Raw genomic sequence first — 26,923 nt, 5'->3', positions numbered from 1 at the left:
TAAAACGGGTTTGTTATTCCTGGTTGTTCTTCAGCACTATCTTTTCTACAGCTTCTTTGAATTGCTGCCCCCGGTGTTCGTAATTGTTAAATAAATCGAAGCTGGCACAGGCCGGCGACAACAGCACCACATCTCCAGGCTCTGCCAGCGAGCGGCTCAGGCGCACGGCATACCCGATAGAGGTAGTTTCGGCAATAATGGGCACCACTTTCCCGAAGGCCTGCTGCAGTTTTTCGTTGTCTTTGCCCAGGCAGATGAGCACCTTCACCTTTTCGCGTGCCAGTTCCTGCAGGGTGCTGTAATCGTTGCCTTTGTCCACCCCGCCCGCTATCCAGATAATGGGCTGTTTTATACCTTCCAGCGCATACCACACCGCTTCCACATTGGTGGCTTTGGAGTCGTTGATGTAGGTAACCCCTTTGGCCTCTCCCACGGTTTGCAGGCGGTGATCTGCATTCTGAAACGTCGCCAATGCCTGAGCAATGGCCGCATCGTCTATACTTAGCAACTTGGCCACGGCTACGGCCGCCATGGTGTTGTACTGGTTATGTTTGCCAATCAGGCTCGATTCAGAAATATCGACGTTGCCTTCATAGTAGGGTAAATTCACCTTTACACGTTGCCCCTCCAGCGTTATTTTGGCCTTTTCAGCGCCTTGCAGCGAGAAAGGCACTGCAGTTCCGCCGAAAGCATTGGATTGGAAGGCCTTGCTGATATTTTCATCATCCGCATTATAAATAAAGAAATCAGTACCCGTCATGTTCTGCGCCACACGCAGCTTGGAAGCGGCATACTTGTCCATACTATACTCGTAGCGGTCCAGGTGGTCGGGCGTGATGTTGGTGAGCACGGCAATATGCGCCTTAAACTGGTACATGTTATCCAGCTGAAAGCTGCTAAGCTCCACCACATAATAATCATACTTGTTTTCGATCACCTTCTCCGCCAGGCTCTCGCCTATATTACCTGCCAGCGCCACGTTTATACCTGCCTCGCGCAGCAGGTGATAGGTCAGCAGCGTGGTAGTGGTTTTACCGTTGGTACCGGTGATGCAAATGAATCTGGCATCGGTATACCTGCCGGCAAACTCTATTTCCGAAATAATTGGGATTTCCCGCTTCACAGCCTCCTGTATAACAGGCACTTTGTCCGGGATACCCGGGCTTTTGATGATCTGAGTCGCCTCCAGAATACGTTCAAACGTATGGCCACCTTCTTCAAAAGGAATGGCTGCTGCCTCTAGTTTTGCTTTATATACTTCCTTTATCTGCCCGCCATCCGACACAAACACTTCCAGCCCCTTTGCTTTTGCCAGCAAAGCGGCTCCCACACCACTCTCTCCCGCTCCGAGTACAGCAAGTTTAGTTGTTCGTTTGTCGTTGTTCGTTGTTCGCATTCAGTTATAAACCTTTGAAATATTTGATCAGGCCGTTTAGCATCTGCTTGCAATTTGTAATCTCATTTATTGTCTGGTCAAAAACAGGTTGCTTCACATAACCTTGGTCTGACGCGACATAAAGCTGCGTTTCCAGTTCGTATAAAGATCCTCTGGCTATATAAAATATTTGTATAGAATCTTTGGCATGCTGCCTGCCACAACCTTCTGCTATATTTGATGATACCGACACTGCGGCTCTTCTCATCTGGCTTGTCAAGCCGAAGACTTCATCTTTCGGAAAAGTCCTTGACAGATTATAAATGCTACTGGTGAGACTTCTGCTCTTCTTCCATACATCCAGTTCCTTGTAGTCCATCATCTTTATACTTAATTTCCAAACAACGATTGACGAACAACGAACAACGACCTTACCTCAGCTTCAGCGTTACCAGCGTAAAAATGGCCAGCATGATGCCCACAATCCAGAAGCGGCCTACTATTTTAGACTCGTGGTAGCCCATTTTCTGATAATGATGGTGCAGCGGCGACATTTTAAAGATGCGGCGGCCTTCGCCATACTTCTTGCGCGTATACTTAAAGTAGCTCACCTGCAGCATCACCGACAGGTTCTCGACCAGGAAGATGCCGCATAGTATTGGTATAAGTAATTCTTTTCTTACAATCAGGGCCAACACGGCGATAATGCCGCCAATGGCCAGGCTGCCTGTGTCGCCCATGAATACCTGCGCCGGATACGAGTTATACCACAGGAAGCCAACGCATGCTCCCACAAAAGCCAGACAGAAAATAGCCAGTTCGCCGGAGTTAGGGATAAACATGATATCGAGGTAATCTGCAAAAATGGTGTTACCGGATACGTAGGTAAAGATGGCCAGCGTGGTGCCAATAATCGCCGAAGTGCCTGCTGCAAGGCCATCGATGCCGTCGGTGATGTTGGCTCCGTTAGAAACTGCTGTTATCACCAGAATCACGAACGGAATATAGAGATAGCAGGACCAGTCCTGGAAGAGCGGGCCGGCAAAGGCAAACAGGTTGCAGTAATCCAGCTCGTTGTTTTTGCGAAAAGGGATGGTCGTGATCATCGATTTTACATCCACAAAGTGCTTGGTAGCATTTACAGAGGAAGTGCCGCCATCCGCAAAAATATACTGGCGCACGGTTACATCGTCAGAGAAATACAGCGTGAGGCCTACGATCAGCCCCAATCCAATCTGGCCTAAAATCTTGAAACGGCCGGCCAAACCCTCTTTATTTTTTCTGAATACTTTGATGTAATCATCCAGGAAGCCGATCATCCCCAGCCAGACGGTAGACACGAGCATCAGCTGGATGTATACATTGTCGAGGCGGGCAAAAAGCAGCACCGGCACCAGTATGGCCATCAGAATTATGAGGCCGCCCATCGTAGGAGTTCCTTTCTTCTCCATCTGTCCCTCCAGGCCGAGATCGCGGATGCTCTCGCCTACCTGCTTGCGCTGCAGCACCTTTATCAGCCTGCCGCCAAAAATCATGGCAATCAGCAGCGACAGCAACGTGGCCATACCTGCCCGGAAAGAGATGTATTGAAATACACCGGCTCCCAGAAAGTCGAATTCGCGGTCGAGGTATGTGAAAAGAAAATATAACATTTATTAAAATCGGTTTCCTGTGCTTATCTGCAAATAACTGGTTTATACTTGTGTCTTCTGCTTACTTTCCTAACTGGGTGAACATCTCCTGCAGCACCTGTTTATCATCAAACGGAGACTTCACGCCTTTTACCTCCTGGTATGTTTCGTGTCCTTTGCCGGCGACGAGTATGATATCATCGGGCCCCGCGAGCATGCAGGCAGTCTTAATAGCCTCCTTGCGGTCCAGCACCGAGAGCGTTTTCTTGTAATCCAGGGGCTTCACGCCTTTCTGCATATCCGCAAGTATGGCCTGCGGCTCCTCAAAGCGCGGATTATCCGAGGTAAGTATCACTTTATCGCTGAAACGGCAGGCGATATCAGCCATCAGCGGGCGTTTGGCGGCATCACGGTTGCCCCCGCAGCCCACCAGCGTAATTACTTTCTGGTTCGGGTTGCGGATGTCCTTTATCGTGAGCAGCACGTTCTCCAGGGCATCCGGCGTGTGGGCATAATCCACAATACCTGTTATTTGTTGTGCATCCGAAACGATGTAATCGAAGCGGCCGGCGGCAGAGTTAAGGCTGGAGAGCACTGTCAGCGCCTCTGCCGGATCTTCGCCCAGCAACACCGCCACGCCATAGGTGCCCAGCAGGTTGTAAGCATTAAAAGCGCCAATCAGCTTGCACCAGATCTCGTGCCCGTTTACATCCAGGTGCAGCCCCTGCAGGGTATTCTCGATGATGCGGGCTTTAAACTCTGCCATTTTGCGCAGGGCAAAGTAATGCACACTGGCTTTGGTGTTCTGCACCATCACGGGCCCGCGCTTATCATCGGCGTTGATAAGCGCAAAAGCGCCTTCCGGCAGCATGTCAAAAAAGGATTTTTTGGCTTTGATGTAAGCATCAAAGGTCTGGTGATAATCCAGGTGGTCGTGGGTGATGTTGGTAAATACACCACCGGCAAAAGTCAGGCCCGCTACGCGCTGCTGCACCATGGCATGCGAACTCACCTCCATAAAGCAATAGGTGCAGCCGGCTTTCAGCATCTGCGCCAGCAACGCGTTGAGGGTTACAGCGTCGGGGGTGGTGTGGGTAGCAGGAATCACCTCCTCGTCTATCTGATTTTGCACCGTGGAGAGCAGCCCTGCATGGTAGCCCAGTTCCCGGAACAATTTGTGCAGCAGCGTAACCGAAGTTGTTTTGCCGTTAGTGCCTGTTACGCCGATTAATTGCAGCTTCCGGGATGGATGATTGTAAAAGGCAGAGGCCATTTTACCCAGTGCTTCGCCTGAATTGGGCACCACCACGTAAGTTACATCCGGCGCCAGTTCCGCAGGCAGGGCTTCGCAGACAATTACGGCCGCTTCTGTCGCTATAGCTTTGCTTATGTAATCATGTCCATCGGTCTGCACGCCGCGCACCGCCACAAAAGCCACACCCGCGCGTACCTGGCGCGAATCGAAGGTAATTGCCTCCACTGAGGCGTTTAGCGTACCTCTGGTATCCAGCACTTTTACCTCTTGCAATATGGTTTGCAGCGATTGCATTAGCTTAGAACAATGGTTATTTGTTTTACTTTATCGATGGCAGCGCCCGGTTCCAGCGACTGCTTTTTCACACGCTTGCCCGTACCTTCCACGTTCACCTCGAAATGCTGATTACCCAGTATGTACAAAGCATCGCGCAGCGTGAGGCCGGTTACGTCCGGCACCTGGCCACCCAGTACCGGATTTGGTTTAAAGTTGAGCGATCTTTTCGCTGCTTCTACCTTCACCCATTCCTCATCGGTTCCTTGCGGATGGTTGCTGATGCCAATTTTATTGCATATCAGTGTCAGGTCATCAAAATTTCCGGCTTTCACATCCGGCAGGCTCTCCTTATTCGGAATCATGCGCTCCTGCAATGGTTTGTGCATGGCTAAGTCGCGCGCGTATGCTTTGTCTGCCACCTCCTTGAACACAGGAGCCGCCACATCGCCGCCATACACGTTCACCCCCTGCGGATCATCAATAATCACGATGCAGCTATACTTGGGGTTATCAGCCGGAAAATAGCCTGCAAAGGATGCCGAGTAAGCCCGTACATAGTGGCCGTTCTTCACCTTTTTGGCAGTACCGGTTTTGCCGGCCACTTTATAGTCGGTGCCCAGAATATTCCTTGCCGTGCCCCGCGCTACCACACCTTCCATCATAGCCTTCAGCTTTTTCAGAGTTTCGTCAGAGCATATCTTGTCTACCAGCACGCGTGTCTGAAAAGCCTGGATTACATTATCTGCCTTGCTGATTTCCTTCACGATGATTGGTTGCACCTTTACCCCGTTGTTGGCCACAGCATTATAAAATGCAAGCGTCTGCAAGGGTGATATTTTCAACTCATAGCCGATGCCCATGGAAGTAAGCGTGGTGCCATACCAGGTCCTGTCGCTGGGACTTTTTATAAATGGCCGCGCTTCTCCTTCCATCTGGAACCCCAGCGTGTTATCCAGCCCAAACTTATGCAGGTAATCCACATAGGCCTGCGGGTTGTTGCCAAAGGTCTTCTCCATGAGTTTGGCCACACCGATGTTCGAAGATTTTTCAAAAACCTCCTGCACTGTTATTTTACCGTTGCCGCCATGTTTGGAATCGCTCATGGTGGTGTTTTTGATGCGGTAAACGCCATTTCCCGTGTCCACGGTGTCGGTCAGTTTCAGGTTGTTGTTGGTATACTCAAACATGGCCATCATAGAAGCCAGCTTAAACGTAGAGCCCGGTTCTGTGCGGCCCTGGCTGCCCACGGCATAGTTATAATCCTCGATGTAGCCGCCGGTAGTTTTGCCCAGGTTCACGATAGCTTTTATTTCACCGGTTTTTACTTCCATCAGAATCACACAGCCATGATCGGCATCCGTCTTCTCCAGCGTTTTGTAGAGGGCGTTTTCGGCCACATCCTGCAGGTTGATGTCGATGGTAGTCGTAATGTCATAACCATGCTGCGGCTGCACTTCAGTGCCATCGTAGATAGGTTTGTTGCCGCCGGCCATGCGTTCAAACAGCGCTTCGCCGTCTGTACCGGCCAAGTCGCTATTGAAACTATACTCCAGCCCGGCGCCGTTCTTGTCTTCATTGATAAAGCCGATGGTGCGGTCTGCCAGTATGCCGAATGGCTTAAAGCGTTTCTCTACTTTCTCGAAAATAACGCCGCCCCTGTTCTTGCCTTCCCTGAAGATAGGCCATTTAGCCATTGTTTTCTTCGCCTGGTAATCTATCTGGTGGCTGTTGAGGCGAATGTAGCGCCGGCCGGCGTGGCGGGCATTCTTGATCTTGCGGCGGTAATAATCTTCGGACCTGTCTTTATAGTAGCGTGAGAGCAGCAGCGACAAGGAATCGATGCCGGCATTAAAAACCTCCGCATCGGCTACCGTGGGGTCAAAAGCAACGCGGTAAAATGGCAGCGAGGTGGCCAGTATACTTTCGTTGTCTGAATAAATGTTGCCGCGCGTGGCAAATACCGGCTGGTAATGTATGCGTCTTTCTTTGGAAATCTTCTTCCATTTGGCGCCATCCATAAACTGGATGCGTACCACCTTGTACACGATGGCGCATGCAAAAAGGCAGATAGCCAGAAAAGCTATCCGCACCCGCAGCAGTATGGATTTTTTAATATTCATCTGCCGGCACGTTTACCTGGTAAGGAGGAGAAGAGCTTTCGATTAAGCCGAGCGGCGCCACATTGCGTGCCACCTCCGACTGTTTGCTAGCCTCCATGTATTCAGACTTGAGGGTAGTATAATCTGCGCGCAGATCCTCCGTCTCTACCTTAACTTTGTCAATCTTGCGGATGGTCTTTTCGGCGAAATGGGTGTTGCCGATATAGAAAAGAGTAATACCTGTCAGAAAAAGAACATGCGGCATGTACTTGAGCGGCACGCCCTGCTCAAACAGGAAGTCAATGTTGGCATACTTATCGAGCAGGGAGAATAAACTGATGCCCCTTGGTTTTGGCTGCGGCAATTGCGGCGCTTTTTCCTCAGGCTTCACACGCACCGCATTCTGCCTGGGTGCGCTCGGTTTCTTCGTCATGAGGTTCGTAGCCATGCTTATACTTGTTTTTAGCTGATAAATCAGCTGTTTATTTATCAATCATTCTTTTCTCTTTTCACTGCTACTCTCAGTTTAGCACTTCTGGAGCGGCTGTTGTCCAGCAGTTCCTGTTCTGACGGCACAATGGGTTTGCGCGTAACGGCCTCCAGCGGTTTAAGCTCATTACCAAACAGGTCTTTTTCCACTTCTCCGAAAAATCTGCCTTTGGCAATAAAATTTTTCACCAGCCTGTCTTCCAGCGAGTGGTAGGATATTACCACCAGCCGGCCCCCGGGCTTCAGCACTTCTGTTGCCTGCTCCAGCATTTCCTCCAGCGCCTTCATCTCGTCGTTTACTTCGATGCGGAGCGCCTGAAACACCTGGGCCAGGTATTTGTTTTCTTTGCCTTTCGGCGTACAGGAACTGATGCCCTGCTTAAACTCGCTGATAGTTGCAAAGGGCTGCCGGGCCCGCTTTTCTACTATCGTTCTGGCCAGCGTTTTGGCATTCTTCACTTCGCCATACATCCCGAAAATGCGGTGCAACTGCTCCTCGGAGTATGTTTCCAGCACTTCTTTTGCCGTAATGCCTGCTTCCGGGTTCATGCGCATATCCAGCGGGCCATCAAAACGGGTCGAAAAGCCACGTTCGGGCACATTAAACTGGTGCGACGAAACACCCAGATCTGCCAGCACGGCATCTACCTGCTTTACCCCGTAAAGGCGCAGGTACTTTTTAAGATCGCGGAAATTAGCGCGTACAAACTCAAAATTTGGCCCTGCCAGCCTGGCGGCCTGTTCTGCAGCATCCCGATCCTGGTCAAAACCATACAGCTTACCGCTTGTAAGCCTGCTTAGGATTAAGGCGGAATGGCCGCCGCCGCCAAACGTTACATCCACATACACGCCACCCTGCTTAATAGCCATGGCCTCAACTGACTCCTGCAGCAATACGGGGCGATGATACTCCATTAGATAAGTGGCTCTCCGGCCGGTTTATCACCTAAAAACTTCTGCGCCAGCTGCGAAAAGTCCTGCTGATCCTTTATCAGGAACTCCTCATACTTATCAGGGTTCCATATCTCCACGCGGTTGCCAAGCCCCACTACAATAGCCTCTTTCTCCAGTTCTGCAAAGCGTGCCATTGTCCTTGGCACAATAAAACGACCTGTTCCGTCCAGCTCAATCTCGGTATTACCCCGGAAGAAGTTGCGCTGAAACTGGCGGTATTCTTCGTTAAACTCGTTCAGACTGGCCACTTTGTCGTAAATCACCTTCCACTCAGCTTTCGGATATAACACCAGGCAAGGCTCGAACCCCCGCATCAGCACCACATGATTGCCCGATTCCTCCGGCAGGTTGGTTTTTATCTTTGCAGGTAAAACCAGCCTTCCCTTCGGATCAATCTTGCATTCATATTCGCCTGAGAGGAAATTCATGCTAATGGGCTTTTGTCCGTATGGATTTCGGTGTCTACAAATGTAGCGATTCAGTAAAACTCAGCAACCACAATCTACCACTTTTTACCACTTTGTGGATAAATTATGGTTATCCACTCCACTTATCCACATTATCCACACATCCTGCACTTATTTTTGGGTATAAGTTTTTTTGCTTCTGATTAACTCTTTGCTTATATACGATCCCCTTCAACATTAACACTCTAGCTCCCAGCACCTTACCCTTCACCAGGTATAGTTTACTTCATACCGAGCAGCTAGCTGCCGCGTTTGTGGCATTAAGTGGGAAAAGTGGGGCAAAGTGGCATAATTATCCAGGTATAAGCCCGAAAGTGGCGCAACCTGCCCCCGGATAGCCGTTGCAATGCCTTCTGCATCTTAAACTTCAGGGCAACAAAAAGGGGAGCTTAAAGCTCCCCTGGAAAACCTTGTTTCAGTTTGTATTAAGTAGCAGGACAAAAGACTTCTAGGTTCAAATTATTGACGCTGAACAGCTTGTATCTTCTTCAGATTTCGTTTATACTTTAAATTGATTCCTGCCGCCTGCTAAAACAAAAAGCTTTTATGTACTTTCCTGCAAAAACGGTTCAAAAAGCAGAGTTCCTTATATCTATAAGCAGGTAAATCCAGGGAAGAGAGATTTCAGGAGCACTGAAAACGTAATGCAGAACCATTCCGCCCTCCTTAGAGCCTCCCGTGGCACAAAGCAAACACCAGTACCTACTTCGTTTTATACAATTGCCACCAGGGCAGGTATGGCTTGTCGTGATGCTCGTAATGATAACCGAAGAAGTAGCAGCTCAGGAAAGCCCACAAATGGTTTGTGGCCAGTGTGGTGGATTTGTGTTTGTTGCCGGGTGCATGTTCGCCATGATGCGGCTGGTAAGTACCAAAGTAGAAAAGCTGGAAAGTAGCCAGTATAGCCGGCAGCATCCAGAACAGGATGACGTTCTCTAACGGGAAGTATAACCTGAGCACGTTAAAGCTCACAGCCATCAGCAGCAGTTGCCACCAGGTAATATACTGCTTCAGAAAACTGAAATACCAGGCCACGAAAGAACCGCCATGATAGTCCGGGTCCAGGTTGGTGGCTACGTGGCGGTGGTGCTGGTGGTGGCGGGGCAGCAGCCGCGGATACCAGTTAAATGCAAAAAGCAAAGCCGTTGCCGTTCCTATACTTTTGTTAAGTGCGGGCCTGCCAGGTGCCGCCACGCCATGCATGGCATCATGCGCAGTAATAAAAAGGCCGGTGTAGAGGTGCGTTTGTAGCAGGATGAACAGGTACGTAAGCGGGTTAGCAAAATCCACAGCAAAGACAGACAGCAGGTATACGAGCAATCCCAGCCAGCAGGCAACTATTGCTGCCGCCATTACGATGCCCCTGCTGTCTTTCCTGCTAACCATTTGTTTAATTATTGATTGTCCTTGACCTTCAGACACTTGCAGGAGCTGCGCACGCTGCGAGGTCTTTACGAAGTATACATCCAGCCTTTGCTGAACCAGATTTGTAATTCTGCTCTGTTGGCTACAACTATTGATAATCCTATACCTGAACTTAAACGTCTGTTCCTGGCCTTTATACATTTGCGGTGCGTGCAGTTCCCGCGAAAGTATAAAGATCAGGAACAATCGGCAGTTTAACAATTAGTACGCCTACTTCAGCAGGGCATCACGCACTTCTTCCATCAGCCACATGGGTGTAGAAGTTGCACCACAGATACCTACGCTTTCTCCGTCCTTAAACCACGAGGGCTGCAACTCGCTTACTTTAGAGATAAAATAGGTAGCCGGGTTGGTGGCTTTGCATACTTCGTACAACACCTTGCCATTGGAGGATTTAGTGCCTGACACAAAGATAATTTTATCGAATTTAGCGGCAAACCGGCGGAGCTCCTTATCTCGGTTAGATACCTGTCGGCAAATAGTATCGTTGGGATTTACCTCGTATCCCTTTTCCTCCAGAGCATGTTTTATACGATAAAAGCTGTCGGTGCTTTTCGTAGTCTGGCTGTAGAGTGTAAGTTTAGCCGGAAGGTCGTGCTGCAGCAGTTCGTCCATACTTTCGAATACCACCGCCTGGTTACCAGTCTGGCCCAGCAAACCCAATACCTCCGCATGGCCGTGTTTGCCATAGATAAAAATCTGCTCTTTCTTATCGAAGGAAGCCTTGATGCGGTTCTGTAATTTCAGCACCACGGGGCACGAGGCATCAATCAGGGTCAGGTTGTTTTGCAGGGCTGTCTGGTAGGTATCGGGTGGTTCGCCGTGGGCGCGTATCAGCACGGTTTCGTTTTGCAGGGTGCTAAACTCCTGGTGGTTGATGATGCGCAGGCCACGCTGCTGCAGGCGTTCCACTTCTTCGTCGTTGTGTACAATATCACCCAGACAATACAAATAATCCTGCTCTGCCAGTATATCTTCTGCCATCTGGATGGCATATACCACGCCAAAGCAGAAGCCGGAGTTTGAATCGATGGTAACGCGCAGGCTTTTCATACAACTTATACAACTACAGCCTTATATTGTTTTACAGCTTTCCGTTTGCGCAAAAGCTCATATACCGAGATAGTTAGCAACAACATCAGCATCGAGTAAAAAACATCTTCCGCGGGTATGGTGCCGATGCGCAATCCCAGGTTATAGGTGTTGTTATACCAGACCACAGGCAGGTAAGTAAGCACACCGTTTACCAGCAGGAAAGGCACCAGATGCACCAGGTAAGCGAGGTAAAACCGGCCCAGCAAACGGCTGCCGAAATAACGCAGGTGCACCAGCAGCATGAGGGTGAGCAGCACAAATGTAACAGAGGTATAAAGACGGCCGATATTGAAAACAGCAACCAGCGGCAGCACCAGCATCAGCAAAAAAGTGAAACCCTTGGCGTAAGGCTGCAGCAGATCTTTGGAGACATAAGCATTCAGCACCTCATAGATAAAAACACAGGCATAAGGCACCGTAATAAAGAAAAGAACCTCTTCCAGCGGGAGGTTAAACAGGTATAAACCAACCAGGTAATCTTTGTTAAAGCCCCACACGCCCATATCCGTGAAGAAGGAATCCCATACTATAAAGAAGAGCGCGTTGGCAAGTATGGCCGGGAAGAGCGCCGGCCACTGTTTATAGAACGCCACCTTCCGGTCGAAGGAGAGCAGCACCGGAAACAGGATGGTGAAAATATTAAGGTATAGGTAAATGTACATTACTTTGAAATCGGGATAAGTAAACCGAAGAATTTATAATGACAAATTGCCCCAACTGCTTCTGCCACACCTCGTGTTTCAGTAGCCGCCCGGATACACACAGGAGCTGCGCACGCTGTGTGTCCGGTAATAAATTGGAGGCTGCTCAAAAGACCTCAGGGTGTGCGCAGCCCCCCGCGAGTGTCTGGACAATAAGCACAGTTAAACCGGACAGGCTCACCTCATACTTATTTCCTTGCCTTCAATCTTCTAAATCTTGACGTCCCGCAGGATCTTTTTCTCCTGTGCTGTGCAATGGTCTTTGGAAAGCATAAAATCGCGCATGGTGCGTGCCAGCCCCTCCGACAAGCCCGATTCCGGATATTCCTGCAGGCTCTCAATAATCCGCTTCTTGTCTTCCGCTATATGCCCGCTCAGGTTAAGGTAACGCGGTACATAATGCTCTACGGTGAAGCGCAAAAACCTGATTTCCGACTGTCTGGCATCCAACTTAACAGCTTCCTGAAACATAGCCGAAGCGGTTTGCAGGTGCTTTAACTTGCTGTATGGGTTCCAGACATACTTGGCCATTACCGCCTCCGAGGCCGCCTGGTAAGCCTTCACCAGCGGATCTTTTCCGTTGTAGGCGCTCATCTGCCTGTTAAACTCTTTCGCTGTCGCTTCGTCCAGGCTTGCTTTCTGATACTTAAGCCGCAGCTCGTTTATACTATAGCGGGCTGTATCGCCGGCCCATGTATTTGCTGCTACAAAGAAGCACAAAACCAGTAAAAAAAATTTCGTCATTTAAATTGCGTTAAGCCTGTATCTGAGATAAGAGCCGAGCAGGAGTGCCAGCTTTTTATTGTCAGGTACTCTTACGCGCTCTTTTAAAATGTGGGTGGCCGGCAGGCTCTGTATTTTCCGGAACAGTTTCAGGTAATACACATACGCCAGGTATACACCCATGCGAGCCGTGCGGGGCAACGCCATTATGCCAACATACGCAGCGTCAAAATCATTCATAATGTCGGCCTCTATTGCGGCCTTGCTGTTGTTGTTAAAACTCTGGTAGTCTACCTGCGGGAAGTATACGCGGCCCCGCTCGTCATAGTCGCTGCGCATGTCGCGCAGGAAGTTTACTTTCTGAAAAGCTGCACCCAGGCTGCAGGCAGGTTTCTTCAGGCGCTCAAACATCGCTTCATCACCCTCACAGAAAACTTTCAGGCACATCAGCCCCACCACTTCAGCCGACCCGTAAATATATTCGCTGTATAGCGAGCAGTCGTATACCTGATCATCCAGATCCATCTCCATACTTTCCAGGAAAGCCTCGATATAGCAAATGTCAATGCTGTATTCTTTTACCACACACTGGAAAGCGTGCAGAACAGGATTCAGGCTGATGCCGCTTTCAATTGCTTCAAAGGTCTGGTGCTTGAAGTCGGCCAGCAGTTTGCGCTTGTCATAAGCGTGAAAAGTGTCTACAATCTCATCAGCGCAGCGCACAAAGCCATAGATAGCGTAAATGGGCGCATGAAATTTCTGATGCAGCGTTTTGATGCCCAGCGTAAAGGAGGTGCTGTAAGCCTGTGTGATAACTTTGCTGCATTTAAGACACGTTTCTCTGAATAATTCCATGCATGATTCGGTTTGGACATTTATACGTTTGCTGCAACCGGCGCAGCATATTCCTTCTCAATTTCTCTGGCTACCACCTGCCCTGAAATAAGCGATGGAGGAACGCCCGGCCCGGGCACCGTAAGCTGGCCGGTATAAAACAGGTTGCTGACTTTCCTGCTCTTCAAGCTCGGTTTCAGCAGTGCCGTTTGCAGAAGCGTATTGGCCAAACCATAGGCATTGCCTTTAAACGCGTTGTAATCTTTTATAAAGTCCTGGTGGGCGTAGGTCCGCTTGTATATTACATTGTTCCGGATTTCCTGTTTCGTGAGGTGCTCCAACCGATCCATGACCAGGTTATAGTAGTGTTCGCGAGTTTCTTCGGTATCTTCTAATCCGGGGGCAACAGGCATCAGTATAAACAGGTTTTCGCTGCCTTCCGGCGCTACGGCAGGGTCTGTAACAGAGGGCGCGCATACATAAAACAGCGGCTTGGCAGGCCATTTGGGATCAGCATAAATTTCGCGGGCATGCGGCCCGAAAGGTTCATCAAAAAACAGGTTGTGATGTTGCAGGTTTTGCAGGCGCTTGCTCACGCCCAGGTAAAAAATCAGCGACGAAGGCGCCATCACCCGTTTATCCCAGTAAGTATCGGAGTAACTCCGGTATTCGCCCGTTAACAGCTTTTTTTCCACATGATGATAATCTGCGCTGCCCACCACCACATCTGCTTCAAAAGAGCCGCTTGCCGTCACCACATGGCGTGCCATACCTTCCTGCACCTCTATCTGCTTTACTTCCTGGTTGTACAGAAATTTCACCCCTTTTTCTTCAGCCAGCTGCACCATTCCTTCCACAATCTTATACATACCGCCCATGGGGTACCAGGTGCCCAAGCTAATGTCGGCGTAGTTCATCAGGCTGTAAAGCGCCGGGGTATTTTCGGGCAAAGCGCCTAAAAACAGAATCGGAAACTCCATCAGCTTGATAATTCTTTCATGCTTAAAAAAGCGGCGGATGTGTTTGTGAAAAGACTGGAACACATCCATGCGCAGCACATCCAGCAGCAGCTTCGGGCTCATAAACTCCGTAAGCGAGCGGCCCGGCTTGTACACCAGTTTGTTTATGCCTACTTCATACTTGTAAGCGGCCTGCTCCAGAAACTTATCGAGCTGCTGTGCGCTGCCGGGTTCCATGCTTTCGAAGAGCTGCCGCAATTCATCCATAGATGCCGGCACCTGCATCAAGTCATCCTCACCAAATACAATCGTATAAGAGGGGTCTAAACGCTCCAGTTGAAAATAATCAGACGTGGATTTGCCGAAACGGTTAAAGTATGATTCAAACACATCGGGCATCCAGTACCAGCTCGGGCCCATGTCGAACGTAAAACCTGCTTCTGCAAAGCTCCTGGCCCGCCCGCCTGGTGTGGCGTTCTTTTCCAGAACCGTTACGTCATAGCCTTTATCAGCAAGGCACGTTGCTGCCGACAAGCCGGAAAAACCTGAGCCGATTACGATTACTTTGGTTGGCGCCATCGCGGAAGTTAGTGATTTCAGGCTAAAAAGCTAAGCTTCCTGCTGGTATACTTTCAGCATTTGCTTGAGCTCTTTGCGGGCTATGTGAATGCGGTTCTTCACGGTGCCAATCGGGATTTGCAGTTTATCGGCAATCTCCAGGTACTTATACCCCACATAGTACATCATAAAAGGCGTGCGGTGCTCTTCGTTCAGCTGCGCAATAGCTTTGTTGATGTCGCTCATCACAAAGGTAGCGGTGCCTTTGTTCTGGGTGATGTAGTTTTCGTCGGTATTAAGGTACTGCAGGTACTCGGCACTGTCGATGTTGCTGCTGCGCTTGGTAATTTTGTTGTAGTTGTTGATGAAGGTGTTGCGCATAATCGTGTATAACCAGGCCTTGATGTTGGTGCCCGATTTAAATTTGTCACGATTATTTAATGCCTTCAGAAGCGTTTCCTGCACCAGGTCTTTGGCATCATCAGCATCGCGGGTCAGTTTCATGGCAACCGGCCGCAGCGACTGCGACACCCCCTGTACAAGATTAGTAAATTCTATAGCAGTCATTTTGTTTATAGTTTTAGGTAAAACCATAAACAAATATACGAGTCAAAAAATAAAAAATCTTATTTTGTAGAATAATTTTACAGAAGTATTCAACAAAACAGACAAACAGCAGAATCTGCTCTGTAAACGGTATGTTTAAGCCTGTCTATAACAACAAACTTCAGCCCGGTTGCCTGCCTGATATAGGAAGTTACTCAATTGCGGGTATGGCTGCCCTGCTTAAACATAGCTGTAAAGTTGCGCATACAATCCAGGCGCTGCACATTATCCGGAAAAACCAGGAAATCATACTGTACCTGAAAACCATAAACATAAACCCGGCAGTCAGCAAATCGGGTGGAAAGTCTGTTGATGTAATGCTGCACCTGATCCCGTTCCGGAGCCGAGGTCATCACGGTGCAGATATAATCAGGCTTACACTGCTCATACGTAAGTTCCAAATCCTCAAAGGGCAGGTTCTGGCTCAAATATATTACGTGCAGGTTGTGCAGCCGGATAACATAATTCATGTACAGCAGTGCCAGCTCGTGCAGTTCGCCTTCAGGCAGGTACAGCAGGTAGGTGGGAGCTCCCTGTTGCTTGCGCACCACCTGGCCATCTATGGCTACAATTATCTTCTGCCGGATTAAGTTGCTCACAAAGTGTTCGTGCGCCGGGCTGATATTTCCGGTTTGCCACAAAACACCAATTTTATTCAGAAAGGGATAAATCACTTCGTGCATCATCTCCTCAAAGCCCATCTGCAAGGTTGCCGTTGACAGCGCCTTGTCGAATTTATCCTCGTCCATATCTACCATAGCCGACACCAGCAAACTGATATGGTGGGAACAGGCACAGGGAGTTTCGCAGAGTTGCTGCACCATCTGCTGTATTTGCTCGGGCGCCATGCAGGCAATTTTCGAGATCTTGTAGCCGCGCTCATTCAGCAACGAAATATTGAGCAGGCTTTTGAGGTCTTCATCGCTGTAATAGCGGATATTGGTACACGTTCGTTGCGGGCAAAGAATGTTATAGCGCTGTTCCCACACACGTATGGTATGTGCCTTGATACCCGATAATTGTTCCAGTTCCTTAATGGTATATTGCGCCACCTTTTTGCTGCTTTTTTACAATATTATTTGCTGCTGTAAAATACTTTTTAGACACCCATAACATCCCAAACGATTCGGAGCCATACTTGCCCTGGGTTTTGTGATGCATCTTGTGCCCCATGTTTAATGCTTTAAGATAAACATTAGACGTTTTGCCGAAGAGTTTTATTCTGCGGTGAATGAACACGTCATGAATCAGAAAGTATAATACGCCATAAAGCGTAATACCGGCCCCTATCCAGAACCTGTAATCAATCGGCTCGCTGCCAAAAACAAAGAAGAGCATCGCCAATGTGCCATAATAGGCAAAAAACAGGTCATTCAGCTCAAAAACATGGTTGTGGTGCGTATGGTGCGACTTGTGCAGAAACCACAGAAACCCATGCAGCACATACTTGTGCATGGCCCAGGCCACACCTTCCATCACCACAAAAGCCAACAACATAATTCCCACGCCTATCAGCATATGCAAGAAACAGCAAGGTTAACAAAAAGTTTAGATTATTAAACAGAATTTACCAGACCTGGGGCACCTTATTCAGAAATGCTGCAATGCCGCGACGGCAATCTTCGCTGCCGCGGGCTACGGCATTCATCTCCGAAGCATAGGTTAAACCATCTTCCAGGCTCATTTCCTGCACGCGGGCAATCATCTCCTTGGTGACCTCCATCGACTGACGCGAGTTTTCGGTGCAAAGTTTTTGGGCAAAGGCCAAAACATGGCCTTCCAGTTCTTCGGCGGGAACCACAAAGTTCACAAGCCCATAGCGCTCTGCTTCCGCTGCCGAAATCAAATCGCCGGTCAGCAGCAACTGCTTGGCCCTGGCCTCCCCTATTTTGCGCAGCAGAAACACTTTTACAATGGCAGGTATAAATCCGATTTTAACTTCGGTATAACCAAACTTCGCCTCCGGCACGGCAAAGCCGATATCGCAGATAGCAGCCAGCCCGCAGCCGCCCGCAATGGCATGGCCGTGCACCTGGGCAATCACTACTTTCTTTAAAGTATAAATGAGCCGGAAAAGCTCCATTAAATGCGTAGAGTCGAGCAGGTTCTCGTGGTAATCGTTTTCCTGCAGTTGCTGAATGTATTCTAAATCGGCGCCGGCACAAAATACTTTGCCTTCGGCCCGCAGCACAATTACTTTACAAGTCTCATCGTCCTCGGCATAAGCAAAAGCGCGTTTAAGTTCCGATACCAGCTCATAATTCAGAGCATTTCGTTTTTCAGGCCGGGCCAGGGTGATGTAGCCTATGCGGTCCTGCACGTGGTATTTCACGTAGGCAGTGGCCTGTGTCTGGGTTGGGTTATATATAGTAGCCATGTTGGTAATTTTAATATAGATACGCTATACATCAGATAGCTGGTTTTCAAATTTACGATTCGTGAGCAGAACGCTGATTTAAAATGTAGCAAATAACGCACCATTGTGAATCAGGATTTACAGGATATAAGGATGAACAGGATTATACTTCTGGAATTTCGTGCCGCTGATGCTGGGGCATACGGGTGAGTTACAGGCTTTATCAAGTATACTCAGAAAAGGAACGGCACAGTGTTCGCTGGTGCGAGCTTGCAGCTCGTACTTACTTCAAGCCTGTTTGATAATATGGTACGAGCTGCAAGCTCGCACCAGCGGGTGAGTTGTGAACAGCTTACATGTATGTTCTCTTAAAATCCTGTCCATCCCCTCATCCTGCAAATCCTGATTCAGACGAACCCCGCAACCACACACCACCACTCCTCGTTTCTATATTAAATTTGCTAACGAACGTTAGGTTGCTTATATTTGTTGGTATACTATGGAAGAAGTCGTATTGAGCCGCAAACAACAAATCGAGACCACCGCCACGAGCCTTTTTAAAGCAAAGGGCTTTTCAGCTACGTCGATGCGTGACCTGGCCAATGCGCTGGGCATTGAGGCAGCCAGTATTTACTCGCACATCAAATCGAAAGAGGAGATTTTACAGCGGGTGTGCTTCCGGATGGCGACTGAGTTTTTTGAGGCCCTGGATGCCGCCGAAACACCGGATGCTTCTGCCACCGAAAAGCTGCAGGGAGCCATTAAGGCACACGTACGGGTGCTAACGCAGAACACGGCGGCCTCCGCCGTATTCCTGCACGAGTGGCGCCACCTGAGCGACCCTTTTCACAGCACCTTTCTAGCCATGCGCGACAAGTATGAAGCACGCTTCCGGGAGATTATCCGGGAAGGTATTGGAACCGGAGAATTTACGGTGCCCGACGAAAAATTTGCAGCGCTCACCATACTTTCGAGCCTGAATTGGATCCATACCTGGTACAAGCCGGAAGGCAAAATGACACCAACAGAAATTGCCGATAACCTGGCAACGATGCTCCTGAACGGACTGAAGCAAACTTAATACACGCCCAAACCAACTAACTAATCGCCGGGCCGCCACCTACGGCCCGGCACTTTTACTGAACCTTTAAACTATAAATAATATGTACGGAGGAGGAAACGTTTTCGAAGCTACCAAATTCGACGATTTGCAGACAGAAGACCCTGCCAAACTCGCTGAATTTGAGGCGCGCATCGCCCGTGGCGAAAAAATCGAGCCAACCGACTGGATGCCGCAATTATACCGCAAGCAACTCATTCGCATGATTGAGCAGCACGCGCATTCCGAAATTATCGGCGCGCTGCCGGAAGGCACCTGGATTACGCGCGCACCTGGTTTCCGCCGCAAAATGGCGCAAATGGCCAAAGTGCAGGACGAGGTTGGACACGCGCAGTTGCTGTACTCCGCTGCCGAAACACTGGGCAAATCGCGCGAGCAGATGCTGACCGACCTTATCAATGGCAAATCGAAATACTCCAACGTATTCAACTATCCGGCTTTTACCTGGGCCGACTCTAACATTATTTCCTGGCTGATTGATGCGGGCGCGATTGTAAACCAGATGGCGAACGCCAAGGGCAGCTATGGTCCTTATTCGCGTGCTTTGGAAAGAATTTGCGCCGAAGAAGCTTTCCACCTGAAGTATGGCCACGACGCCGTGGTGCACCTGGCAACTGGCACACCGAAGCAGCGAGAAATGGTGCAGGCAGCGCTAAACCGCTGGTGGCCTCCAATCATGACTTTCTTCGGACCGTCGGATAAGATGAGCACCCACACCGAGACGCTGATGCGCTGGAAAGTAAAAATGGCCTCTAACGACGATTGCCGCCAGCAGTTCCTGGACATGTATGTGCCTAAGATATGGGAGCTCGGCCTGACTGTGCCAGACCCGAACCTGAAGAAAAATGCGGAAACCGGCCAATGGGAATACACCGAACCAGACTGGGATGAGTTTAAACGCGTGATAAACGGCGACGGCCCTTGCAACGCCGAGCGCCTGGCTGTGCGTCGCACCGCCGAAGAACGCGGCGCTTGGGTACGTCACGCCCTCCTCAACCCCAAAGCAAAATACGTTCGTCCACTGGCATAGCCGGTGGCAAATTAAAAATTCAAAATTATGAATTAGAAATTGATTTGGAGTGAGAACAGAACCTGAGCCACCCATTTCTAATTTCTAATTTTTAATTCATAATTAAGAAAACATGAGCCTGAAGTCATTAGACCCAAGAGTAACCCGACTGCATTTGCCGGATGGCGAGGTGCCTCCAATGGAAGAAAAGCCTGCGCTGGACCAGTTCGAAACCTACGAAGCTTTCCATCAGAAAAAAGAAAGTACTCCTCATGCTTATGCGGGCCCGGTACATGCACCCAACGAGGATGTGGCTTTCCTTTTTGCGAAGGAGCAGTATAGCCGCCGTTTCCCGTGCGTAAGCCTGTGGGTGGTGCGCACCGAAAATATACAGGTAACACCCTATGCCAACGATGGCGAGAATGTGTACGATATACTGCGGGTGGAGGCACCTGCAACGCAAAGCGAACAGCCGGAGCCTTACGAAATCTTTCATCTGAAGAAACGCGGCAAAGCACACACGCATGTAGGCCGCGTGGTGGCTACCTCTTATCAGGAAGCCCTGCAGGAAGCAAAAAACCAGTTCGGTGATAAAGCTCCTATCGTGAATGTATGGGTGGTAAAGTCGAAAGATGTGCTGCAGTCTGCCGAAGACGACAAGGACATGTGGGCTACCACACCCGATAAAAAGTACCGCGAAGCCATTGCTTATAAAGTGATGGACAAAATCACGAAGTATAAAGAAGAAAACAAAAACACCCCTGCCTGATGAACGAGTTAGCCCTGAAAGACCTGTTATACAAATTGGCCGACGACCAGCTCATACTTGGCCATCGCAACTCCGAGTGGACCGGCTTCGGCCCCATTCTGGAAGAGGATATTGCTTTCTCCTCAATGGCGCAGGACAAAATAGGCCATAGCCTGGCCTTTTATACGTTGCTGCACGAGCTCGGCGAAGCCGACCCGGACACAGTTGCTTTTACCCGTAATGCCGGCCAGTTCCATAATAACCAGTTGGTAGAGTTGCCTAACGGCGAGTATGATTTCAGTTTGATACGCCATTTCCTGTACGACAATGCCGAAATCATCCGCTTTGAGATGCTGAGTAATTCCAGCTATGAACCCATTGCCAAAGTTGCTACCAAGCTGAAAGGCGAAGTAAAATACCACGTGCTGCACGCCAACACCTGGATTAAGAACCTGGGTTCGTCTACCGAGGAAGCTATCCTGCGTCTGCAGTCGTCGCTGAATGAGGCCTTGCCTTATGCCCTGGGTATGTTCGAGAAATCTAAGTATGAACAGGAACTGATAGAAGCCGGTGTGTACGGTGGCGAGGAAGCAGTAAAGGCCGAATGGCTGCAACGCATACAGGCCGTGCTGGAAAAAACAGAGCTAAAACTGCCGGACCTTGCAAGTATAGAACCGAAATTCGGCGGCCGTTACGGCGAGCACACCGAGCACCTGCAACCGCTCCTGGACGAAATGGCCGAAGTGTTTAAGATTGACCCGACAGCTGAGTGGTAGGTTTTAGACGTTAGATGATAGACGTTAGACATAAGACTTTTTGATAAATATTTCTGGCGCGAGTTTTCAAACTCGTGTCTTTTGACGGTGTGAAGTCTCCGACTTCACTGAGGCTGAAGGCCTCAAGTTGATAACCGCGAACAAGTTGCAGGAATTGTTCTCTACAGGCGCATGCTTGTAATCCATGCCCGAATACCAAAGAATTAATTGTAAAAGTCGTGCTACCTGATACGAGATACGTGATACGTCCAAAAATATGCTAACCAAAGAACACATACTATCGCTCCTGGAAGAGGTGAAAGACCCGGAAATACCGGTGCTCTCGCTGGTAGATTTGGGTGTGATTACGGACGTGGAGATTACAGAGGATAACCACGTAACCGTGAACATGACGCCGACCTTTGCCGGCTGCCCGGCCATGGACTACATGAAAAAGGACGTAGAGCGCACCCTCGAAAAGCACGGCATCAACCATCATACCGTTCGAATGAGCTTCGATAAGCCTTGGGACAGCAACAAAATTTCCGATAAAGGCCGCCAGCATTTAAAAGAGTTCGAGCTGGCCCCACCACCCAAGTATAACATGGTGCTGGATTTGGATATTCTGGAATACGCTACCTGCCCCAACTGCAACAGTACCAACACCACACTCCGAACACCCTTCGGCCCCACCCTCTGCCGCGCCATGCACTACTGCAACGATTGCAAGCAGATGTTCGAGCAGTTTAAGCCGCTGTAAAGAGACGTTAGATTTTAGACATTAGATGCTAGACAAATAAAAAGAGGCCTTTTCAAATATTTGAAAGGGCCTCTTTTTATTTCCTTTATACTTAGCAAAATTTACTGTTTATACATTCTGTCATCCTGAAAGGATCTTGTGAATTACTTACTATTCATTCACGAGATCCTTTCAGGATGACAGAGCAGAGAGACTCTATTACCCTTTCCGGTAAGGAAGCAAGTTTATACTTCCTATAACTTCTCCATCTCCTCCTGCACAAAATCAGCCAGGCTCTTGATGTACTCCGTGCTGAAATCGAATTTGATGCCGGCGGCGGCGTAAACTTCGCCAATGGAGACGGTATAGCCTAGGCTCAACGCGCGTTTGTAGGCCGCCAGCCCTTCGGTAGGGTTTTCCTTGTAGTTCTTCCAGACGGCGATGGCTCCGAGCTGCGCCATGGCGTATTCGATGTAATAGAACGGCACTTCGTAAATGTGCAGTTGCTTCTGCCACAGGAAGGGTTTATACTTCTCCAGACCGCTCCAGCTTACTTCTTTGTGGTTAAAGGTCTCGAAAATATCTACCCAGGCTTTGTGGCGCTCGTCCTGTGTTTGCTCCGGGTGCTCGTAAATCCAGTGCTGAAACTTATCGACAGTGGCCACCCACGGGAATGTTTCGAGCACGCTTTCGAGGTGCGTTTTCTTGGCGCGGCGCAGCTCGTCTTCGTTGTCAAAGAAAGTATCCCAGTAGTCCATCGAAATCAGCTCCATCGACATCGAAGCCAACTCCGCTACTTCGGATGGTGGGTGCTTAAAGGCATTCAGGCTCATTTCGCGGGTCAGGAAGGAGTGCACAGCGTGCCCGCCTTCGTGCAGCATCGTAATCACATCGCGCAGGCTGGAGGTGGCATTCATAAAAATGAATGGCACGCCAATCTCATCGAGCGGGTAATTATAACCACCCGGTGCTTTCCCTTTCCTCGATTCCAAATCCAGGTGGCCCATTTCGCGCATGGTAGCCAGGCAGTCGCCCAGGAACGTGTCGAGTTTATAAAATACCTGCACAGTTTTCTCCAGCAATTCTTCCCCGGACTTAAACGGCTCCAGCGGCGCTTTGCCGGAAGTATCTACGTCCAAATCCCAGGGGCGGAGTTCATCCAGGCCTAACTTCTCCTGGCGCTCCTCGTCGATTTTGGTGAGCAGCGGCACGATGGTTTCTTTAATGGATTTATGAAAATCGAACGTGTCCTGTGGGGTATAATCAAAGCGGCCAAGGGCGGCAAACATGTAATCCCGGAAATTGGCAAAGCCAGCATTCTGCGACACCTGATTGCGTAGTTTCAGCAATTCATCAAACAGGTGGTCCAGTTTTTCATGGTCCTCGAAGCGGCGCTCCTGGATGGCACGCCAAGCTTCTTCGCGCACGGCGCGGTCGTTGCGCTTCAGGCGGTCGGCAGCGCGTTGCAGGGTTACTTCCTCGCCATCCAGCGTCACGGTCATGGCACCGGTAATAGCGGCGTACTGCTGCTGTTTGGTGCTAATTTCGGTGTTGAGCGGAATATTTTCTTCTCTGAAAATCTCGAGTGCACGATCTACCCCGCGCAGGTATATTTTATACTTGTCCTGGTCTATACTGCCAATGTAAGGAGAGCTCATCAGCTTCTGGTTCAGCTCATGATCAAACGGCGCAATGTTGGGTTCTATCTCGGAAATAAAATATTGGAAAGCCTGTGTTATGTCTTCATTCTGCGTATCGCAGGTCATGCGGATGTAGCGCCAGCCCAGGTCTTCCGACAGCACACTTTCCAGTTCGCTGCGATCAGCCATCCATTTTTCCAGCTCCTGCACCGAGTTAATTTCCCGGCTCTTTAGCTCCTCAAAGTATGGCTGTATGGTTTGCCAGGTATCCACTCTAAAATCTTCGGAAAGGTATATGCGCCGCCTGCGCTCAGGTATTGTTATTGTAGTTGAGGATGAGTTCATTGTCATAACTTATATTATTATAGTGCAAGGTACGCAGTTCTCCTGAAAGTACAAAATTAAGTGTATCTACCTTAAATTATGGTGCTCTTATACGTCATCCTTATAAAATTCAGCCAATTTCGATGACTACGTTGCCGGTCAGCGGATGGCCTACGCAGTTCAGTACATAGCCTTCGTCCAGTTCGGCATCAGAAAGGCCTTCACGCTCATCCAGGTGCACTTTGCCACTCAGGCACTTGCCGCGACAGGCAGTGCAAAGCCCTGCCTGGCAGGAATAAGGCAGGTCAATATCCTGCTCCAGTCCTGCCTCCAGTATGGTCTGGTCTGGTTCAACCACCACGCTATACTCCGCGCCTTCGTAAATGATAGTTACCGTTTGCGTCACAATTTCATCTTCGTCGGTAGCGCTTACGGCCCCGTGATGATCATCCTGTTGCTGCTCTGTAAGTTTGTTACTCACAAAGCTCTCCCGGAAAATACGCTCTGCAGGCACGTGCAGCACGTTCAACGCTTTGCGTACCTCGTCCATCATACCTTCGGGGCCGCACATAAAGTATAGCACGTTGGTTGTTTTGGCCAGTTGTAGGCGTTCCAGAATTTTGATAATAATACTCTGGTTCATGCGGCCGCGGTACTCGCAGTGGTATTTTGGCTGGCTGTAAATATACTCCACGCGGAAGCGGCCTTCATGCTGCGCCTGCAGTGGCTCCAATTGCTGCTTAAAAATAACAGAATCCTCATCGCGGTTGCCGTAGAGCAGGGTCACTTTGCTGCCGGGCTCCTCGCGCAGCACCGCTTTAAGTATAGACATAAGCGGTGTGATGCCACTTCCTGCCCCAAAAAGTATTATATTGCGCTGGTTGTCGGGCGCGCAGGTCAGGCAGAAGTTGCCGAGCGGCTCCATCACTTTTATCTCGTCGCCTACTTTTACGTGATCCAGCAGGTAGCCCGAAACCACGCCGCCCGCCACGCGTTTGATGGTTACAGCCAGCCGGGGAGCCTCATGAGGCGTGCTGCTCAGGGAATAAGAACGGCGTACTTCTTTGCCTTCAAAAGGTAAGATAAGCGTCAGAAACTGGCCTGGTTTATATGTAATATGTTTTTTTTCAGGATGCTCGAAGTGGAGGGTTATCGCATCTGAGGTTTCGCGGGTGATGTCCACTACCCTCAGATTAAAGTATGGGCTACTCATTATTTTTTATTCTTTTTGAACCGTTTGGTTTTTATTTTTTAACATGTTTCGGGCCTGAAAGTTACAACAAACCTGCCTGTTGCCAGAAAGTTTCGCCTAAAAGATGACGCATTGCTATATTTTCTACGTATTACCTAAAAACTTTGCAATATTAGTTGTAGCGGATATAAAAAAAGGCAAATTACCATGCACTTTGCAACCGCTTATACCCTTGTATTGCAACATCATTATCAAAAATCACATGCTCTACAAACTCACACTAAAAAACTCTGAAAAAACCGTAGTAGTGGACGACCGCACCTACGAGTACATTCAAAACAGCGCTTACCTGCAGCAGATCGAATTTCTGAAGCACCTGCGCATCCACTCCAACGGCTATGCCTTTTTCCAGAAGAACTGGCCCCTGCGGGACGGCAAGTACCGCAACGAAACCATTTATCTGCACAAAATGATTGGCGAGCAGCTGCTGGCCAAGCCCGAAAGCGACATCAGGCTTTACGTGCACTTTAAAAACGGCAACAAGCTGGATTGCCGCCGCGAAAACCTGGAATGGGCGCCACTCTGCAAAATTGTGCGCAACACCACCAAAACAGAGAATAAGCTGGGTGTGCGCGGCGTGCACAAAGAGGCGCAGAAGTACCGCGCCATTATCCACCATAACAAGCAGCGCATTAACCTGGGCACCTTCGAAACCTTGCAGGAAGCAGCACTTGCTTACAGCAAAAAATCCGAAGAGCTTTTCGGTAAAACCAAGAGTTTACGCACGCTGTCCAGGTTTGCAGAGGAAGTAGTTTCCTGACAGTTTTTATACCTGCCTGCGCGGCAAACCCTCCGCGTTCGTTTTTATGGATGACTCAAAAAAACTTAGTGCCATACTAAGGCGGCACGCGCATGCCTTTGCCCCCGTATTTGATGCTGACCTGAATGCCGATACTGTTTGCCGGCTCGATTTTACAGAAAGCAACCGGTTGTTGCAAACTGTAGACCTGCGCAATACCGAAGCCTTTTACCAGGCGGTACAGCAGTTGCTACAGCAGCAGGGTGCCCGCATTGGCGTAGGCGGCTACCTTGAAAACCGCTTTATTTACCGCCGCAGCCCGCATTTTAACATACAGGCCGAGAGCCGGAATTTACATTTGGGCATTGATGTATGGATTGAGGCCGGCACGCCTGTATACACGCCGCTGGCTGCTACCGTGCACAGCTTTCAGGATAATGCAAACTTCGGCGACTATGGCCCGACAATTATACTTGCGCACGAACTTGAAGGCATTACTTTCTATACTTTATATGGCCATCTGACGCGCACCTCACTGGATGGGCTGCATGTAGGCAAGCATTTCAGCAAAGGCGAGCAGATAGCGGAAGTGGGCCCCTATCCTGAAAACGGCGACTGGCCGCCACACCTCCATTTCCAGGTAATACAATCCATGGACGGCAAGTATGGCGACTTTCCTGGCGTAGCCACGTTGGCTGAAAGAGAGAAGTATGAACTGCTGTGCCCCAATCCGAATCTGATTTTGCAAAGCCGCCATTTGCCGGGGTAGTTGGTAATGTTAATTTGGAGTAGCC

Annotated in this window: 28 protein-coding genes; 8 read left to right on the top strand and 20 right to left on the bottom strand. The window is 49.4% G+C overall.

The window, feature by feature from the left end; all coding sequences use genetic code 11:
- Positions 1-13: 13 nt before the first annotated feature.
- The 9 genes from murD to I2I11_RS19040 form a co-directional block, all read right to left on the bottom strand.
- Positions 14-1,396, bottom strand: a complete 1,383-nt coding sequence (murD, locus tag I2I11_RS19080) for a UDP-N-acetylmuramoyl-L-alanine--D-glutamate ligase (RefSeq protein WP_196269343.1) — start codon at positions 1,394-1,396, stop codon at positions 14-16.
- Between the two features lie 4 nt (positions 1,397-1,400).
- Positions 1,401-1,757 carry a four helix bundle protein gene (locus I2I11_RS19075; protein ID WP_230680421.1) on the bottom strand — a complete coding sequence of 119 codons (357 nt, stop codon included), beginning with the start codon at positions 1,755-1,757 and terminating at the stop codon, positions 1,401-1,403.
- Between the two features lie 49 nt (positions 1,758-1,806).
- Positions 1,807-3,027, bottom strand: a complete 1,221-nt coding sequence (mraY, locus tag I2I11_RS19070) for a phospho-N-acetylmuramoyl-pentapeptide-transferase (RefSeq protein ID WP_196269342.1) — start codon at positions 3,025-3,027, stop codon at positions 1,807-1,809.
- Between the two features lie 61 nt (positions 3,028-3,088).
- Complete coding sequence (locus I2I11_RS19065) at positions 3,089-4,555, bottom strand: UDP-N-acetylmuramoyl-L-alanyl-D-glutamate--2,6-diaminopimelate ligase (RefSeq protein ID WP_196269341.1); 1,467 nt, start codon at positions 4,553-4,555, stop codon at positions 3,089-3,091.
- On the bottom strand, positions 4,555-6,657 hold the full coding sequence (locus tag I2I11_RS19060) for a penicillin-binding protein (RefSeq protein ID WP_196269340.1): 2,103 nt from the start codon (positions 6,655-6,657) through the stop codon (positions 4,555-4,557). The genes I2I11_RS19065 and I2I11_RS19060 overlap by 1 nt, the downstream gene beginning before the upstream one ends.
- The gene (locus I2I11_RS19055; protein ID WP_196269339.1) at positions 6,647-7,084 is read right to left on the bottom strand and encodes an FtsL-like putative cell division protein; all 438 of its coding nucleotides are present in this window, start codon (positions 7,082-7,084) and stop codon (positions 6,647-6,649) included. Before I2I11_RS19055 ends, I2I11_RS19060 begins: the two co-directional genes overlap by 11 nt.
- 41 nt (positions 7,085-7,125) lie before the next feature.
- Positions 7,126-8,040: a 16S rRNA (cytosine(1402)-N(4))-methyltransferase RsmH gene (gene rsmH, locus I2I11_RS19050; RefSeq protein WP_196269338.1), complete on the bottom strand. Its 915-nt coding sequence runs from the start codon at positions 8,038-8,040 to the stop codon at positions 7,126-7,128.
- On the bottom strand, positions 8,040-8,507 hold the full coding sequence (gene mraZ / locus I2I11_RS19045) for a division/cell wall cluster transcriptional repressor MraZ (protein WP_196269337.1): 468 nt from the start codon (positions 8,505-8,507) through the stop codon (positions 8,040-8,042). Before mraZ ends, rsmH begins: the two co-directional genes overlap by 1 nt.
- A gap of 741 nt (positions 8,508-9,248) precedes the next feature.
- Positions 9,249-9,932 (bottom strand): fatty acid desaturase, encoded by a 684-nt coding sequence (locus I2I11_RS19040; RefSeq protein ID WP_196269336.1) that lies wholly within the window; start codon positions 9,930-9,932, stop codon positions 9,249-9,251.
- A 21-nt stretch (positions 9,933-9,953) separates the two neighbouring features.
- Between I2I11_RS19040 and I2I11_RS19035 the strand changes: the two genes are divergently transcribed.
- Positions 9,954-10,169, top strand: coding sequence for a hypothetical protein (locus tag I2I11_RS19035; protein ID WP_196269335.1), 216 nt, complete (start codon positions 9,954-9,956; stop codon positions 10,167-10,169).
- Between the two features lie 12 nt (positions 10,170-10,181).
- Here I2I11_RS19035 and I2I11_RS19030 read toward each other — a convergent pair whose 3' ends face one another.
- The 9 genes from I2I11_RS19030 to I2I11_RS18990 all read right to left on the bottom strand — a co-directional run bounded on the left by I2I11_RS19030 (position 10,182) and on the right by I2I11_RS18990 (position 17,824).
- Positions 10,182-11,024 carry a 4-hydroxy-3-methylbut-2-enyl diphosphate reductase gene (locus tag I2I11_RS19030; protein ID WP_196269334.1) on the bottom strand — a complete coding sequence of 281 codons (843 nt, stop codon included), beginning with the start codon at positions 11,022-11,024 and terminating at the stop codon, positions 10,182-10,184.
- Positions 11,025-11,029: 5 nt separating this feature from the next.
- A complete protein-coding gene (locus tag I2I11_RS19025; RefSeq protein WP_196269333.1) occupies positions 11,030-11,728 on the bottom strand; it encodes a lycopene cyclase domain-containing protein in 699 nt (232 codons plus the stop codon).
- A gap of 249 nt (positions 11,729-11,977) precedes the next feature.
- Positions 11,978-12,511 (bottom strand): hypothetical protein, encoded by a 534-nt coding sequence (locus I2I11_RS19020; RefSeq protein WP_196269332.1) that lies wholly within the window; start codon positions 12,509-12,511, stop codon positions 11,978-11,980.
- The gene (locus tag I2I11_RS19015) at positions 12,512-13,345 is read right to left on the bottom strand and encodes a phytoene/squalene synthase family protein (RefSeq protein WP_196269331.1); all 834 of its coding nucleotides are present in this window, start codon (positions 13,343-13,345) and stop codon (positions 12,512-12,514) included.
- 20 nt (positions 13,346-13,365) lie between these two features.
- Positions 13,366-14,862: a phytoene desaturase family protein gene (locus I2I11_RS19010; protein WP_196269330.1), complete on the bottom strand. Its 1,497-nt coding sequence runs from the start codon at positions 14,860-14,862 to the stop codon at positions 13,366-13,368.
- Positions 14,863-14,892: 30 nt separating this feature from the next.
- The gene (locus I2I11_RS19005) at positions 14,893-15,408 is read right to left on the bottom strand and encodes an RNA polymerase sigma factor (protein WP_196269329.1); all 516 of its coding nucleotides are present in this window, start codon (positions 15,406-15,408) and stop codon (positions 14,893-14,895) included.
- Positions 15,409-15,602: 194 nt separating this feature from the next.
- A complete protein-coding gene (locus tag I2I11_RS19000; protein WP_196269328.1) occupies positions 15,603-16,499 on the bottom strand; it encodes a MerR family transcriptional regulator in 897 nt (298 codons plus the stop codon).
- The gene (locus tag I2I11_RS18995; RefSeq protein ID WP_196269381.1) at positions 16,480-16,965 is read right to left on the bottom strand and encodes a sterol desaturase family protein; all 486 of its coding nucleotides are present in this window, start codon (positions 16,963-16,965) and stop codon (positions 16,480-16,482) included. Before I2I11_RS18995 ends, I2I11_RS19000 begins: the two co-directional genes overlap by 20 nt.
- 49 nt (positions 16,966-17,014) lie before the next feature.
- On the bottom strand, positions 17,015-17,824 hold the full coding sequence (locus I2I11_RS18990; protein WP_196269327.1) for an enoyl-CoA hydratase/isomerase family protein: 810 nt from the start codon (positions 17,822-17,824) through the stop codon (positions 17,015-17,017).
- Between the two features lie 478 nt (positions 17,825-18,302).
- On the opposite strand from I2I11_RS18990, the gene I2I11_RS18985 reads away from it, so the two are divergent.
- The 5 genes from I2I11_RS18985 to paaD all read left to right on the top strand — a co-directional run bounded on the left by I2I11_RS18985 (position 18,303) and on the right by paaD (position 22,195).
- Positions 18,303-18,884: a TetR/AcrR family transcriptional regulator gene (locus tag I2I11_RS18985; RefSeq protein WP_196269326.1), complete on the top strand. Its 582-nt coding sequence runs from the start codon at positions 18,303-18,305 to the stop codon at positions 18,882-18,884.
- A gap of 82 nt (positions 18,885-18,966) precedes the next feature.
- Positions 18,967-19,953, top strand: coding sequence for a 1,2-phenylacetyl-CoA epoxidase subunit PaaA (gene paaA / locus I2I11_RS18980; RefSeq protein ID WP_196269325.1), 987 nt, complete (start codon positions 18,967-18,969; stop codon positions 19,951-19,953).
- Between the two features lie 112 nt (positions 19,954-20,065).
- Positions 20,066-20,701, top strand: a complete 636-nt coding sequence (locus tag I2I11_RS18975; RefSeq protein WP_196269324.1) for a phenylacetic acid degradation b — start codon at positions 20,066-20,068, stop codon at positions 20,699-20,701.
- On the top strand, positions 20,701-21,456 hold the full coding sequence (gene paaC / locus I2I11_RS18970) for a 1,2-phenylacetyl-CoA epoxidase subunit PaaC (RefSeq protein ID WP_196269323.1): 756 nt from the start codon (positions 20,701-20,703) through the stop codon (positions 21,454-21,456). The genes I2I11_RS18975 and paaC overlap by 1 nt, the downstream gene beginning before the upstream one ends.
- Positions 21,457-21,712: 256 nt before the next feature.
- Complete coding sequence (gene paaD, locus I2I11_RS18965) at positions 21,713-22,195, top strand: 1,2-phenylacetyl-CoA epoxidase subunit PaaD (RefSeq protein WP_196269322.1); 483 nt, start codon at positions 21,713-21,715, stop codon at positions 22,193-22,195.
- A 233-nt stretch (positions 22,196-22,428) separates the two neighbouring features.
- On the opposite strand, the gene I2I11_RS18960 is transcribed toward paaD, so the two are convergent.
- Both I2I11_RS18960 and I2I11_RS18955 read right to left on the bottom strand, forming a co-directional pair.
- The gene (locus I2I11_RS18960) at positions 22,429-24,165 is read right to left on the bottom strand and encodes a M3 family oligoendopeptidase (protein ID WP_196269321.1); all 1,737 of its coding nucleotides are present in this window, start codon (positions 24,163-24,165) and stop codon (positions 22,429-22,431) included.
- Between the two features lie 103 nt (positions 24,166-24,268).
- Positions 24,269-25,351, bottom strand: a complete 1,083-nt coding sequence (locus I2I11_RS18955; protein WP_196269320.1) for a ferredoxin--NADP reductase — start codon at positions 25,349-25,351, stop codon at positions 24,269-24,271.
- A 241-nt stretch (positions 25,352-25,592) separates the two neighbouring features.
- On the opposite strand from I2I11_RS18955, the gene I2I11_RS18950 reads away from it, so the two are divergent.
- Positions 25,593-26,150, top strand: coding sequence for an HNH endonuclease (locus I2I11_RS18950; protein ID WP_196269319.1), 558 nt, complete (start codon positions 25,593-25,595; stop codon positions 26,148-26,150).
- A 46-nt stretch (positions 26,151-26,196) separates the two neighbouring features.
- A complete protein-coding gene (locus I2I11_RS18945; protein ID WP_196269318.1) occupies positions 26,197-26,898 on the top strand; it encodes a peptidoglycan DD-metalloendopeptidase family protein in 702 nt (233 codons plus the stop codon).
- Positions 26,899-26,923: the final 25 nt, after the last annotated feature.

Source organism: Pontibacter rufus (assembly GCF_015694705.1).
GTDB lineage: Bacteria > Bacteroidota > Bacteroidia > Cytophagales > Hymenobacteraceae > Pontibacter > Pontibacter rufus.
Note: the sequence above shows the minus strand (reverse complement) of the source record. Positions and strands in the feature narration are given on the sequence as shown.

What these genes read in the sequence shown, in the direction of transcription:
- murD (WP_196269343.1), bottom strand. Translation starts at nt 1,396, where the DNA reads ATGCGAACAACGAACAACGACAAACGAACAACTAAACTTGCTGTACTC.
- I2I11_RS19075 (WP_230680421.1), bottom strand. Translation starts at nt 1,757, where the DNA reads ATGATGGACTACAAGGAACTGGATGTATGGAAGAAGAGCAGAAGTCTC.
- mraY (WP_196269342.1), bottom strand. Translation starts at nt 3,027, where the DNA reads ATGTTATATTTTCTTTTCACATACCTCGACCGCGAATTCGACTTTCTG.
- I2I11_RS19065 (WP_196269341.1), bottom strand. Translation starts at nt 4,555, where the DNA reads ATGCAATCGCTGCAAACCATATTGCAAGAGGTAAAAGTGCTGGATACC.
- I2I11_RS19060 (WP_196269340.1), bottom strand. Translation starts at nt 6,657, where the DNA reads ATGAATATTAAAAAATCCATACTGCTGCGGGTGCGGATAGCTTTTCTG.
- I2I11_RS19055 (WP_196269339.1), bottom strand. Translation starts at nt 7,084, where the DNA reads ATGGCTACGAACCTCATGACGAAGAAACCGAGCGCACCCAGGCAGAAT.
- rsmH (WP_196269338.1), bottom strand. Translation starts at nt 8,040, where the DNA reads ATGGAGTATCATCGCCCCGTATTGCTGCAGGAGTCAGTTGAGGCCATG.
- mraZ (WP_196269337.1), bottom strand. Translation starts at nt 8,507, where the DNA reads ATGAATTTCCTCTCAGGCGAATATGAATGCAAGATTGATCCGAAGGGA.
- I2I11_RS19040 (WP_196269336.1), bottom strand. Translation starts at nt 9,932, where the DNA reads ATGGTTAGCAGGAAAGACAGCAGGGGCATCGTAATGGCGGCAGCAATA.
- I2I11_RS19030 (WP_196269334.1), bottom strand. Translation starts at nt 11,024, where the DNA reads ATGAAAAGCCTGCGCGTTACCATCGATTCAAACTCCGGCTTCTGCTTT.
- I2I11_RS19025 (WP_196269333.1), bottom strand. Translation starts at nt 11,728, where the DNA reads ATGTACATTTACCTATACCTTAATATTTTCACCATCCTGTTTCCGGTG.
- I2I11_RS19020 (WP_196269332.1), bottom strand. Translation starts at nt 12,511, where the DNA reads ATGACGAAATTTTTTTTACTGGTTTTGTGCTTCTTTGTAGCAGCAAAT.
- I2I11_RS19015 (WP_196269331.1), bottom strand. Translation starts at nt 13,345, where the DNA reads ATGGAATTATTCAGAGAAACGTGTCTTAAATGCAGCAAAGTTATCACA.
- I2I11_RS19010 (WP_196269330.1), bottom strand. Translation starts at nt 14,862, where the DNA reads ATGGCGCCAACCAAAGTAATCGTAATCGGCTCAGGTTTTTCCGGCTTG.
- I2I11_RS19005 (WP_196269329.1), bottom strand. Translation starts at nt 15,408, where the DNA reads ATGACTGCTATAGAATTTACTAATCTTGTACAGGGGGTGTCGCAGTCG.
- I2I11_RS18995 (WP_196269381.1), bottom strand. Translation starts at nt 16,965, where the DNA reads ATGCTGATAGGCGTGGGAATTATGTTGTTGGCTTTTGTGGTGATGGAA.
- I2I11_RS18990 (WP_196269327.1), bottom strand. Translation starts at nt 17,824, where the DNA reads ATGGCTACTATATATAACCCAACCCAGACACAGGCCACTGCCTACGTG.
- I2I11_RS18985 (WP_196269326.1), top strand. Translation starts at nt 18,303, where the DNA reads ATGGAAGAAGTCGTATTGAGCCGCAAACAACAAATCGAGACCACCGCC.
- paaA (WP_196269325.1), top strand. Translation starts at nt 18,967, where the DNA reads ATGTACGGAGGAGGAAACGTTTTCGAAGCTACCAAATTCGACGATTTG.
- I2I11_RS18975 (WP_196269324.1), top strand. Translation starts at nt 20,066, where the DNA reads ATGAGCCTGAAGTCATTAGACCCAAGAGTAACCCGACTGCATTTGCCG.
- paaC (WP_196269323.1), top strand. Translation starts at nt 20,701, where the DNA reads ATGAACGAGTTAGCCCTGAAAGACCTGTTATACAAATTGGCCGACGAC.
- paaD (WP_196269322.1), top strand. Translation starts at nt 21,713, where the DNA reads ATGCTAACCAAAGAACACATACTATCGCTCCTGGAAGAGGTGAAAGAC.
- I2I11_RS18960 (WP_196269321.1), bottom strand. Translation starts at nt 24,165, where the DNA reads ATGACAATGAACTCATCCTCAACTACAATAACAATACCTGAGCGCAGG.
- I2I11_RS18955 (WP_196269320.1), bottom strand. Translation starts at nt 25,351, where the DNA reads ATGAGTAGCCCATACTTTAATCTGAGGGTAGTGGACATCACCCGCGAA.
- I2I11_RS18950 (WP_196269319.1), top strand. Translation starts at nt 25,593, where the DNA reads ATGCTCTACAAACTCACACTAAAAAACTCTGAAAAAACCGTAGTAGTG.
- I2I11_RS18945 (WP_196269318.1), top strand. Translation starts at nt 26,197, where the DNA reads ATGGATGACTCAAAAAAACTTAGTGCCATACTAAGGCGGCACGCGCAT.